Here is a 13584-nt window from a genome sequence, read left to right as displayed (position 1 = left end):
ACAAAAGTACAAATATTTAAGGGCAATGGTAACATCTTATAGCTTTAAGATGTTACCAAAAGTATTTTATAACCGTTAATGCTGGCTAATAACCTTTGTTTGTCTTTCTAAGCAATGCTTCAATGTAATAATAATCCGCATAATTAATAGGCACATCAATTTCAGATTTCGCAGGGCGATGACCTGTACTATGCGCTAATAAGAAACCATGGTTTGTACCAATTTCATTCGTGTATTTTGAACTTAATGAAGATAAAATTTTATCAGCCTCGGCTTTATATTTTTTTGCATTCGCCTTACTAAATTTTGCCAATTCATATAATGCAGATGCAGTTATTGCCGCTGCAGATGCATCCCTAGAAACATTCGGGATCATCGGATCATTATAATCCCAATAAGGTATGCCGTCCTCTGGAGTAATTTTACTACTTAAAATGTAGTTTGCTATCGCATCAGCTTGCTTTAAATAAGTTGAATTTTTAGTATATCGGTAACACAAGGTATAGCCATACAAACCCCAAGCTTGTCCACGTGCCCAAGCAGATTCGTTGGCATAGCCTTGAGCTGTTAATTTGTTGCGAACATTACCCGAAACGGTGTCATAATCTATAACATGGCATGAGCTAAAATCTGCACGGTAATGATTTTTAATGGTTTTATCTGCGTGAGAAACCGCTACTTTATAAAATGATGAATCGCCTGTAAATTTGGTAGCTTCAAACAATAATTCTAAATTCATCATATTGTCAATAATAACCGGAAACTTCCATTTATCGGTGTTATGATCCCAAGATTTGATAACACCTGCTTTCGCATTAAATCTAGTCGACAAGGATTTTGCAGCTTGAATAATTACATCTTTATAGGCCTCATCCTTAGTTGATTTATATCCGTTACCGAAAGGACAATAAATCATGAAGCCTAAATCGTGTGTGCCTTTATTAAACTGTTCCTTTTTGATATCCTCTGTATATTTTTGAGCCAAGGTTAACCATTTTTTATCTTTAGTATATTGATAATAAAACCACAACTGAGCAGGAAAAAATCCACTTGTCCAATCTCTTGAGATTACCATTTTAAACTGACCGTTTTCTACCGTTCTTGGAGACACTAAGTTTGGTTTAATGAGCCTTGCAGAGTCAACATTTTTAATTAAAAAATTGGTTTGCACTAAAGCACTGTTCATCACTTGTTTTACATTTACATTTTGCGCCTGCACCAAAGTAAAAGCTAACAACATTACTGCAATTAATTTTAGTTTCATTTTCATGATTTATTTTTTCTTAAGTTCTTCTAATTGTTTTAGATACAATGATTTTGGCATTAAACCAGTTTTGTTTAATCCTTCAATAACCCCAACTGGCCTATCTTTTAATCTACCACTATCAAGCGTTGCTTTTAAACCAAAAGCATAATTTTTACCGCTTACATAAGGATTTTGGATAGCAACTTTGCTCGCAGTACAATTCCAAAGCACCTGATTTACACCAGACCAACCATGTCCGGTACCCCAGTTGCCACGATCTTGAATATTGATTTCTCCATCTGTTATTACATTATCGTATAGCGTACCAACTGCCCAACGGTGGTGCGGACCAATATCTGCTTTAGCATTTTCTGATTTGCAATTGTAAAAAACATTTGGTCCGGCAACTTTGGCTCCTGTAACATAATCATGCCTGCCTTCAGATGCGTAACAATTCATCACTAAATTCAACTGACCATCATTGTTAAACGAATATCTTCTACCTCCAGTAATCTGAGATTTGGGAGAAAGATACCTGCAATCTTTTACAGTAATCTGTTTGCTTAATCCACCTAAATTAACACAAGAATAACCAAAATACCTACCTGTAACCCCACTCACCCAACTATTTTCTATTCTGTTGTATGAAATTGCATCCCATCCATGATCTTCATCTGTATCTCCATTATATTCAGATTCAATCAATAAATTCTCAATTCCCACCTCATTTATTCTGCCATCAAATGTATATTTATAAATTTCTCCACCACCATATTTTGTTTCCATTGCCATAACAATTGGATTATCGATATCAATTCTGTTTCCTTTTATAGCAGTTATTACACGTTCAAATTCCAGATGGTAATCTTCAGCTTTCCATTGTATTAAGGTTGGCCTTGGCTCAATCTGATCCATTTTTAAATCTTTAATCCAATTTGCAGTACCCGGTCTAAAAACAACAATTTTATCGCCTACTTTTAATCCTTTGGTAGAGGTCAAATTAAAATGCTTTGCCCCAACTGGCACATAATTATCTGTAATTTTTGTTCGTGTATTAGGTATTTCTTCTAATTTTCCGTTGCCAGAGGCGATGATTGTTTTTCGTTGCCCTTTACCTGTTGCAACCAATACCGTTTCATCTCCTTCTCCCCGTAAAACGATACCACTTGCATTAATTTTAATACTGCCAGGTATTTTATAAATTCCGCCTTTGAGCAATATTGCTCCTCTAATTCCTTTGGCGTCCAAAGGGATTTTAGCAAGTTCATTTATCGCATTTTGTATTTTTTGCTGATCGTTATCGCCTGTAGCAGAAAGCGTAAGCATAACTGGAACATTTGGGATTTCCAATAAATTTTGATGATAGCCCACTCTACTAAAATCAGGTATAATATCACCTAACTGATCTGGTAGGTAAGCCAACTTTCCATCACTTTTAAGCTTTACATACTTTGATTCCCAAAATTTTTGAGCCGAAACTGTGTGCGTAATTACCAGAGCAAAAACGAGTAAGATTACATTATTAAAGGGCATTAATCTCATATTATAACCAAATTAAAGGATGTCTGATAGGAACATTACGGATTACTTCTTCATTAGAGGGTTTTAAATCTAAACTTCTCCATGTGTTAAACCATGTCTGATTTTGAAAGTGATTTGCTCCGAAAATTAAAAATGGTTGAGCTACTGGCCAATTATTCCAAAACATCACATCAGGCTTTAAAGTCCATTTGCTTTTATCTGCAACATAAGGATATAGATAAGTGATGCCTTCGTAAATTGATTTTCCGTCAGGCGTTTGGTAATTCCATAGGTTATCTTTTGGTGTGGATAAAATTTGACAGATCATTGTAAATGCATCTAAATTAAAGATAGAATAACCAAAAGGTTTGGTTCTTTCTAACTCTAATGGAAAGCTGCCATTAACCGCCATTTGATTAGCTAATGAAACATTTTTATATCTCCATCTCAATGAATCAAGCATTGTTTGATCATTGCATAACTTTGCAAAAGACGCTACTTGCATTACCCAACATGCACTATGGTTATTTTTAGATAGCTTTTCTGCAACACCAGGTTTGCTTGTATTTAGCCATAGTGTATAAGCAGTAAACCATTTTTTTATGGTAAATAAATCTTGTTTGTTAAATGATTTAGCATTTTCCATCACCATAACACCCTGAGCCACTTCCATTAAATGAATAGTATCAATTATGCCCCAACTCCTGCCCGTTGCTACGCCTTTAACAGCTTGCGCAAAAAGTAAGTTAGGGTTCATTAAGGTTTCTTTATTCACAAACCATGCTTTTAAATGATTAACAGCATGCCTTACGTATTTTTCATCTCCAGTAATTTTGTAAGCTGAAGCTAAAGCACCTATAATTTCGCTAAACCTAATCATCGCCTTACGATGTGCTACAAAATTATCGGGATTTGTTTCTCCATCTCGATTAATGTATGGACCTTCAGGGTTTTTAGGATTTGGCCACCAATAATCAGCCTCTGAGAAGAAATCATTCTTGCCTCCTGCACTTCTGGGCGAACTGTGGGCAGTTACAGTGATGGGTTGTTGCTTTAATGCCCAATTCGCATCAAGTAAAACCTGTTTACTTAAAACTTCAACCGCTTGTTCGCCAATACTTTGTTTTTGGCCAAAGGCGATAAAAGCAAACGTAATTAACAGGAAAGATATCATTGCTTTTTTCATAGCTACAGATTTAAAAATACAGTTGGCATTGTTACCGATTGAACCGAGACTATGCTTTTGGCATTGTTGGTTTTCATTTTAATAATTGCCCTGCCATTATACAATTGCACTTTAGCCGATCCAGTTGAAGTACCTTGATCTTTTAAAAGTTCACCATCGCCCACTAAATTAAATGAAACCAAATTTACAGCATCCAAGCAATGAACACCATTCTCATCAAAAACCTTAACCTCCAAAGTAGCAATACCATCTTTTTCATCAATTTTATTTAGTGTCATTTTTGTTGGCTTATTCCACTTTTCGGTTTGGTAGTTTTGCGTAATTTCGTCAGTCACTGTTACTTTACCTTTCTTAGCAACAACTTTAAAAGTGTAGTTTCCTTTGTGCATAGGCACTTGCCAACGTAAACCAGCAGCCGGAAAATTTTGACTATTTCTTTTTCTCACGCCAAAACTTTTACCATTCACAAAAAGCTCCGCTTCATCGCAATTAGAATATACTTTTACCATTTTTTCTTCACCTTCATCTCCCCATCTTGTTGGCCAAGTATGCCCATAAATATGAACCATTGGTTGCGTGGTCCAATAAGATTGAAAAATGTAAAATGCTTCCTTTTTGGTGAAATCGCGTTCAATAACTCCTTTTTGGTTAACATAAGGCACCGGATTTTCTGGTCGGATTGGAGTAGAAAAATCTTTAAATGGCCAATAAGCCGTACCGCTTAACCATGGCATAGTCTCTTGTTCTTTTAAATGCCAATCGATTAGGTTTGCAATGTAACTTTCACTCCAGTCGCCATCTTTGCTCACTCTTGCGGCTCCGCCATATAATGAAGCATCACCAGCTCTTTCATCGGCGCCGCCGCCTTTTTTAATTTTACTTAGGGCGTTATCTGGATTTTCTGAGTGGCGACGAGCATGACTATCACCACCCCATTCTACATGTAAAAATCGATCTGATTTATTAAATTCTGCCAAAGAAACATCTTTATATTCGGTATAATCGCCACGATACCAGCCAGCCCAAATTGACGGCGAATAAACATCAACAATGTCTCTGCAAAAATCACATCGCCTTATGGCTGTACTTCTTGTGATATCTAACTGATGTGATAAATTGTTTAATTCTTTCATAAAAGTTCTGATTTTCTCTTTATCGAACTCTTCGAAATCTCCTGGCCAATCATTTTCATTTCCTAAACCCCAAATAATAATTGATGGGTGATTGTAATGCTGTTCAATCATGTTCGTTAGCATCCGCTTTGCTTGATCTTGATAAATTTTACCACCCAAACCACCCCTGCACCAAGGAATTTCTTCCCATACCAAAATCCCTAAACTATCACAAGCATCTAAAACAATTCGAGATTGCTGATAATGTCCTAAACGGATAAAATTAACACCCATTTCTTTCATCATCTTCATCTCGGTAATAATCATCTCTTCGGTCATTGCTGCCCCAACACCCGCATGATCTTCGTGTCGATGAGTACCACGTAACAAAAGTCGCTTGCCATTTAGCATGAATGGTCCTTTTTTTACAAACTCGAACTTTCTAAAACCCACTTTTTCAGTTAGGGTGGATTTCTGACCATCTACTATGAGCTCAGTCGTAACAGTATATAAATGAGGATTTTCAGTTGACCATAATGTGGGCGATTTAATATTCCAATCAACCAAAACAGAATCTGTTTTAAAAGATTTGATGGATTTGGCAAGATTTAAAACGCTTATTCCCTTCGGATCTAAAACATTTATTTTTAGTTGGGCATTTTCACCAGTTTTAAAGGGATTTAAGCGTGCTATAATTTTTAATTTACCCGTTTTAAGATCATCGGTAAGTGTGGCAGTTGCAAAAAGTTTATCAATTGAAACTTGCGGATTATACACAAGATTTAAATATCTGTAAATGCCCCCATAAACATTAAAATCTGATAAACTAGAAGGAATCATTTCTAAATCTCTACTGTTATCACAACGAATTATAAGAGGTATTTTGCCTTTGAATTGTGTTTTAAATAGTGGATTTTTTTTAAATTCCGCAACCGCATCTGTAATATCTGCTTTCCATTCGTCATATCCACCAACATGTTCTGCAACTTTAATATTATAGATATAAACAATCGTTTTTTGTCCGGCTCCTTCAAAATGCAAAATTGTTTTACCGTTACTATAAGGATTATCTATTTCTAAATTAGTACGGTACCAACCTGGCCCTTGGTAGTAATTCACATCAGGATCAACGGCATCCACATCATTAAAACAATGTGGTAAATTAATCTTTTTCCAAAATGGAAGTTCTTCTGGATTACCCGCCTTCACAGGTCTTACAGCTTCCCAAACTCCTCCCAAATCCATTTTCACAAACTCCCAACCAGTATTTAAACGTGTTTTAATTTGAGCTTGTAGAATGGCATGGCCAAAAAGTAAATTAAATAAAATTAAGTAACTCGCTTTTTTTAACATTAGTTAAAACTTTTAGTAATCTGATTTAATAAGTAACCTTTTTTATCGGAGCTATATTCCCAAAACATTACGCCTGCTAGCTTATTTTTAAGCACATAATTGCATTTATTTGCTACCGACCATTCATTGTCATAAGATATAAATTGCTTTGTATTTGAATTGAATAAGAAGGAAGCTTTTGCATCTTCATCTCTAAATTCTATAAATCCTTTTTTATTGATTAAGCTATCTTTTAGAAAAGTATAACCCTTACCATAACTATTTGCAGAAGATAAAATGATATCTCCTAAACCAGTTTTTGCAGTTTCATTTAGCTGAAGGTTACGACCATAAAAAGCTAACCCGATAACTATTTTATGAGCAGGAACACCAGCGGCGATATAAGCTTTAATGGCTTTATCGGCAGAATTATTTGATGGATAGGTTTTACTCACGAATAAATTAGTGTGGTGACCAGCAACTTTAGAAGAATAATAATCGTAAGTCATTAAATTAACGAAATCTAAATATTTTGCCGCTTTACACATTTCTGTATTGTTTAAAAAGTAAGGAAATCCGCCAGTAGCAGTGGTTAGCAACTTTTTTTTGCCAGTTTCCTTTTCTAAAACGTCAAGTTCTTTTCTAATCGCCTCAAACATTAAAGTAAAGTTTTGCTTGTCATCTGGGCGATAAACATTTCCTTCTTCACCTTGCATTCCAGGATATTCCCAATCAATATCTACACCATCTAAATTATGATTTTTTATAATCTGTACCGAGCTTATAGCAAAACCTTTACGAAGCGAATCAGTTAATACTGCATCTGAAAAATTTTCGCTCCAAGACCAACCACCAATAGAAATTAAAATTTTAAGATTTGGGTTCTTTTGCTTTAGGCTATTTAAGCGCACAAAATTTGTGGAGTCTCTTTTATAATTATCAAGATAGGCTTGATTGTTTTTTACATTAACAAATGCGTAATTAATGTGTGTAAGCTTATTTGCATCAATTTCATTTACGTTTATGAAACCGCTATAGCCAGTAACATAACCAATAACAACAGGCTTTTTATCAGCTGTTTTAAAAGCCACTAATAAAGCTATAGTTAAAAGAACTATAAAAATGTAAGCGATGTTTCTATTGATAATTTTATCCATTGTTATTGAATTTGCTTTAACTGTAAGGCATTTAACACGGCTTTACCTTTTATACTTTTAAATACGATTTTAATTACACCTTTATCGACTACAGTATACTCAAAAACCTTTTTAACAGCATTTGTAGCGCCATATTTTGATACTAGATTTAAGTCTTTGATGATCAATTTGTCATTCAGAAAAACATCAAAAATTCTTTGCGCTGGTATTTGACTATTGCCTGCATTTAAACTATCGAGGTTGTAGGGCAAGTTTAGGGTGTTTGTGCCCTCCAATTCAGCAAAATGCAAGGTTAACTCATACTTACCATTAGGCACATCAAATTGATAAGCATCCAATCCGATCAATTGCGTTTGGTAAATTGGATCGTTTGCCGTTCCAACAATATTTTTATCAGTGCCATAACTTTGGCGATTGTTGCCTTTAACTTTAAAAAACTCTCCTCCAAAACTGCCCCAAGAACCAGTTTCATAAACTTTACTAGGCAACCAAACTTGGTTTTGGTCATCTATAAATTGTCTTTGACTGCCTAAAAGGATATTAATTTGTTTAAAAATCTGCCCTTCTTTAAAATTAAAAGGTTGTAAAACAAAGTTGATTTTTGAGACGTCTTCAATCTTTTTACCCATAGCCATTGAAACTGCTTTAAGTTCATTAACACCATCTTTAAAAGGTACTTGCCAAGTGGTTATTCTTTCTACTGCATTTTTTTTACCCAAGCTTTTGCCATTTACAAAAAGTTCTACGCTATCAGTATTGCCTATTGCCTGCACCATTTGCATTACCGTATTTTCATTGGCTTTTGCTACTCCGCTTCTAAAGTTCCAATTTCCATCACCAATTTTAATAAATGGCTTATTTAATAAATTTGCCTGATAAAGAAAAAAAGTATTTTTTGGTTTTCTATCTAAAGTTAATAAGCCTTTATTGTTAACGTGTGGCATGGTTTCTTCTCGAGTTTCCGAACTAAAATCGGCTAAATTCCAAACTGCAGCAGCAACAACAAATGGTCTTTGTAAAATATCTTTTAAATAGGTTTGATGATAAAGCATGCCATATTCTAAACTTTTATCAAATTTTACTGGCGGAAAAGCATGTATTCTATCATCAATATCTGCCCCATATTCAGTAACTAAAAGTGGCTTATCTGGAACAAGCTGATGTATTTTATCTAAGTTGGGACCAAAATCTTCTATCTTGCCCCCATACCATCCTTGGTATAAATTCCAACCAACCAACATTGGTATTTTAACTAATCCTGCCTTAATATATCCATTTACATCGCCATGGTTACTCATTAAAGTATACCTAGTCGCATCAGTTTTACGGGTTAAATCTTCTAACTCTTGGGCTAGTTTTTCTATGTTAGCTAAATAAAGTTTTTTTCTATCGGGATTGCTACTGTGCCTCATTTTTAGCAAAACCTCATTCATGTACGCCCATATAATTACACTTGGGTGGTTGTAGTTTTGCTTAATCATTTCTAGCTGCATTGCTTTTGCATTGGCAGTAAAATCAACGCTTTCTGTAATTTCATTTACAATTGGAATTTCAACGGAAGTTAAAATCCCTAAACTATCGCAAGCGGCTAAAACAGCCTGGTCTTGTGGATAATGAGCCTCACGTAAAAAATTACCGCCCATTTGTTTTAGCAACTCTACATCTTTTATTTGCAAAGATTTTGGCACAGCATTACCCAAACCTGCATAATCTTGATGCCTGCTTGCTCCAATTAATTTTACAGGTTTGCCGTTTAAGTAAAACCCTTTGGCTACATCAAAACTAAAAAATCTTAAGCCAACTGGTGTTTTAATTTCATCTAATACTTTACCTGTTTTTTGATCAATTAATCTTGTTGTTGCAATGTATAAGTAAGGATTTGATGGCGACCATAAATTGGGCTGTTTGATTTGAATTTTTGGCAGTTGAAAGGCAATATTTTGCTGAGTTCGAGCCACGGTTAAAAACTTACTTTCGTTAATTTTTTCACCATTACTGTTGGTTATTAATGTTGTGATTGCAATTAGCCTTTCGGCTCCATTGTTCACAAAGTTTCCATTCACCACAACTTCTGCATTTCTTGTAGATACATTTTCGCCATGTACAAAAACCCCTTGGCTACCAAATTGCTCATCATTAAAATGAGTTGTTGCCAAAACCTGTAAAGTTACATTTCTGTAAATGCCACCAAAAAATGTAAAATCTGCAGTTAAAGGAGCAATATTTTCATTATAGCTATTATCAACTTTAACGGTAATTTCATCAGTCCCATCAAATTTTAAACCCAATAAGGCTACACGAAAACCTGAATATCCACCAATGTGACTACCTATTTTTTTGCCATTTAAAAATATTTCAGTTTCCTGATTTGCACCTTCGAAATAGAGAAATAGCTTTTTGTTTTTCCACTCTGTTTTAAGATCAAGTTTCTTTTTATAAATACCAACGCCACGATAATAACCTGGTAAATCATCCACTACATCCACCGCATTCCAAGTATGTGGCAAATTTACAATTTGTGAACCATTGCTATTTGCTTTGCTAAATCTCCAACCCGCATTATAATTCAATAACATACGTGGGGACTGAGCAGCCAAGTCCAATCCAAAAACAGCCGAACAAAGCAGCAATAGCAGATATTTCTTGATCATATTCATCTCAGCTGCTGTAAATAGTTTGATTTAGCATAATTAATTAGTTGGTTAAACTAAAATCACTTTCTAACCTGATTTGATCTGAAGCAGTTCCAATCATCAATTTAAAATCGCCAGGCTCTGCCGCCCATTCTAATTTTTGGTTATAGAACGAAAGTTTTTCTTTATCAATAACAAAGTTGATGGTTTTACTTTCGCCAGGTTTTAACATCACCTTTTTAAAATCTTTTAGCTCTTTAACTGGTCTGGTAACCGAAGCAAATTTATCTTGCAAATAAAGTTGAGCTACCTCTTCACCATTAAAGTTTCCTGTATTTTTTAAAGTAAAACTCACATTGATTTTATCGTTTAAGCCCATCTCTTTTTCGCTCAATTTTAAATTCGAATATTCAAAATTGGTGTAGCTCAAACCATATCCAAAAGCAAATTTGGGGCTGTTTTGCATGTCTAAATAGGCTGAGCGGTACCTGGTATCCTGATCATTTTTAGCTGGCCTGCCTGTACTTAAATGATTATAATAAATGGGTATTTGTCCTTCATCACGAGGAAAAGTCATTGGTAATTTACCTGAAGGATTATAATCGCCATACAAAACATTTGCCATTGCATTTCCTGCCTCGCTACCTAACCACCAAGTGTACATAATAGCATCAGCATTTTCAGCTGTGTAATTAAAAACCAACGGTCGGCCAGCCATTACCAAAACCACAACAGGTTTTCCGGTAGCTTTTATCGCTTTAATTAAATCTTCTTGCACACCAGGCAGATGAATATTTGCTTTACTCTTTGCTTCACCGCTCATATCGTAGGCTTCGCCAACTGCCATCACCACAACGTCGGCTTGTTTGGCTATTGCTAGCGCTTCTGCAAATGCAGCTTTACTGGTGTCAGCAATTTCACAACCTTTGGCGTAAAGTAAGTCTGTTTGTTTACCAACCTTGTTTTGCAAGCCCTCAAACAAGGATATCAATTTATCGTTTTGCCAAGAAACCGACCAAAAACCTTGCATGTCTTTTTCAGATTTAGCCAAGGGACCAATTACTGCAATTTTCTTTAATTTTTTTGTAAGTGGTAAAGTTTGATTATTATTTTTAAGTAATACGATACTCTTTTCAGCCATCCTTAAACTTGCTTGTTTATTGGCTGCTGAATTTATTTCTTGCTCTTGGCGAGCTATATCGCTAAAACGATAAGGATCATCAAAAAGGCCTAACTCGAACTTTTTGTGTAGAATTCTTTTAACTGCATCATCAATTAGCGCAATATCAACTTTGTTCTCTTTAACCAATTGAGCTAGGTAAGGCAAGTAACTTCTGCTTTCCATATCCATATCGCTACCAGCTTTAATCGCCTGTTCGGCAGCTTGCTTTTTATCTTTCGAAAAACCATGAGCAACCATTTCGCCGATAGAGCCCCAATCGCTTACCATAAAACCATTAAAACCCCATTTTCCTTTTAAAATATCGCGTTGCAAATAAGCATTTCCGGTTGCAGGTATTCCATTTAGTGTATTAAATGAGTTCATGAAAGTTGCCGCACCGGCATCTAAACCAGCTTTAAAAGGTGGCAAGTAATATTCCCATAAGGCATGCTCGCTCATATCAACCGCAGCGTAATCTCTTCCCGCAATTGCGGCACCATAAGCGGCAAAATGCTTTACGCATGCCATTACCGCATCTAAATTACCCAAACCCTTACCCTGAAAACCTTTAACGCGGGCATAGGCTATTTTAGAACCTAAATAAGTATCTTCTCCTGCGCCTTCCATTACCCTGCCCCAACGCGGATCACGGCCGATATCAACCATTGGTGCAAAGGTCCAATGAATGCCAGATGCAGCCGTTTCTCTACCCGCAACCCTAGCAGCATTTTCAATTTCAGCCAAATCCCAACTTGCTGCTTCGGCCAAAGGGATAGGGAAAGTAACGCGATAACCGTGTACTACATCAAGCCCAAATAAAAGAGGAATTTTTAACCTAGATTGCATAGCAACTTCTTGTACAGCTCTAGTTTCTTTTGCACCACGAACATTAAGCATTGAGCCTAACCTACCCTCTCTAACTTCTTTTAATTTATTCGGACTATTTGTAATTGGGCCTGTTGCGTCTCTATCTCCGGTGTATTGATTTAACTGCCCGATTTTCTCATCAAGAGTCATCAGTTTCAACACAGAATCTACCTCAAAATCTATTTTATTTAAAGCTCTTTTTTGGGCAGAAACTGAAATTATTTGCAATAAAAACCCCAAAAACAGGATTGCTGTTAAATTATTTTTAATCATTTTATAGTTGTTTGATTTATTTTACTCCATCTAAAATGCCTTGGTAAGCTGCTTTTCTTTGGTATAGATTATTAAATGGCATTGGCCAATCTGGGCGATTGTAATTTGATGGAATCCAGCTATCTGCATCGGTAACATTCCAAGTGGTTAAGCCAAATTGCTGCTCTCGAGGAATAGCATAAAATGTTTTTACAATGAATTTGTATTTTGCTGCCTGAAGCTCTCCTAATGCTGTTGTATAAGTAAGCGATTGATTATTATCTGGATTTAAAGCAATATCTAATTCTGAGATATGAACTCTTAAACCTGTAGCCGCAGCAGTATTTATGGCGGCAGCAAGATTGGCGTCGGTTTGGTTGTAACGGGTATGCATTTGTAAACCAATACCGTTAATAGGTATACCTTTTGCCTTTAAATCTGTTACCAATTTTATAATTGCGGCTCTTTTTGTTGCACTATATTCATGCCCATAATCGTTATAAAATAATAAAGCATCTGGATCCGCATTTCTTGCATATTGAAAAGCTCGCTCAATATAACCTACACCTAATTTTTGCACCCATATGCTATTGCGATAAGTGCCGTCGTCTTCTAAGGCTTCGTTAACTACATCCCATGATGAAACTTTACCCCTATATCGCCCAACAACGGTTTCGATATGCGTTTTTAATAGATTTTCCCATTCTGCCGTAGTACCATTAAAGTTATTTACCCAATCTGGCAATGATTTATACCAATTTAAGGTATGCCCATGCACTCTTTTGCCATTAGCTCTGGCAAAATCTACTAGGTAATCTGCATCAGTCCAATTGTAAGTTGTTGCAGATGGACGTAATGCATTCATTTTCATTACGTTTTCTGCTGTTACACTATTAAATTCTTTAATTACCAAATTGCGATAATTAGTATTGTTTTTAAGCAACCCAACATTTAGTGCAGCACCTATTGGGAAAGGTAATTTCTCTTTTAGCGTTCCGTCTCCTTTTACTACAATTTCTGGAGAAATATCTGGAGTTATTGACGTTTGGCTTTTTTTAGAACAAGCTAAAAAAGCAAGTGGGATAATGCAAATGAGTTTTAAATAGCTATTCATGT

General features: G+C 35.6%; 8 protein-coding genes. All 8 read right to left on the bottom strand.

Going from position 1 to position 13584, the window contains the following annotated elements; translation table 11 throughout:
- Positions 1–85: 85 nt before the first annotated feature.
- From AC07XU_RS12485 to AC07XU_RS12450, 8 genes are read right to left on the bottom strand one after another with little or no spacing between them, the layout of a single operon-like run.
- Positions 86–1264 carry a glycoside hydrolase family 88 protein gene (locus AC07XU_RS12485; protein ID WP_494943962.1) on the bottom strand — a complete coding sequence of 393 codons (1179 nt, stop codon included), beginning with the start codon at positions 1262–1264 and terminating at the stop codon, positions 86–88.
- 9 nt (positions 1265–1273) lie between these two features.
- A complete protein-coding gene (locus AC07XU_RS12480; RefSeq protein ID WP_494943961.1) occupies positions 1274–2779 on the bottom strand; it encodes a hypothetical protein in 1506 nt (501 codons plus the stop codon).
- A 10-nt stretch (positions 2780–2789) separates the two neighbouring features.
- On the bottom strand, positions 2790–3953 hold the full coding sequence (locus AC07XU_RS12475) for an alginate lyase family protein (RefSeq protein ID WP_494943960.1): 1164 nt from the start codon (positions 3951–3953) through the stop codon (positions 2790–2792).
- 2 nt (positions 3954–3955) lie between these two features.
- Positions 3956–6418: a glycoside hydrolase family 2 protein gene (locus AC07XU_RS12470; RefSeq protein ID WP_494943959.1), complete on the bottom strand. Its 2463-nt coding sequence runs from the start codon at positions 6416–6418 to the stop codon at positions 3956–3958.
- Entirely contained in the window at positions 6418–7554 is a 1137-nt protein-coding gene (locus tag AC07XU_RS12465) for a glycoside hydrolase family 18 protein (protein ID WP_494943958.1), read from the bottom strand. The genes AC07XU_RS12470 and AC07XU_RS12465 overlap by 1 nt, the downstream gene beginning before the upstream one ends.
- Before the next feature lie 2 nt (positions 7555–7556).
- On the bottom strand, positions 7557–10211 hold the full coding sequence (locus AC07XU_RS12460) for a glycoside hydrolase family 2 TIM barrel-domain containing protein (protein WP_494943957.1): 2655 nt from the start codon (positions 10209–10211) through the stop codon (positions 7557–7559).
- 37 nt (positions 10212–10248) lie between these two features.
- Positions 10249–12489 carry a beta-glucosidase BglX gene (gene bglX, locus AC07XU_RS12455; protein WP_494943956.1) on the bottom strand — a complete coding sequence of 747 codons (2241 nt, stop codon included), beginning with the start codon at positions 12487–12489 and terminating at the stop codon, positions 10249–10251.
- 16 nt (positions 12490–12505) lie between these two features.
- The gene (locus AC07XU_RS12450) at positions 12506–13582 is read right to left on the bottom strand and encodes an endo-1,4-beta-xylanase (RefSeq protein WP_494943955.1); all 1077 of its coding nucleotides are present in this window, start codon (positions 13580–13582) and stop codon (positions 12506–12508) included.
- Positions 13583–13584: the final 2 nt, after the last annotated feature.

Source organism: Pedobacter sp. GW456-11-11-14-TSB4, assembly GCF_059424425.1.
Note: the sequence above shows the minus strand (reverse complement) of the source record. Positions and strands in the feature narration are given on the sequence as shown.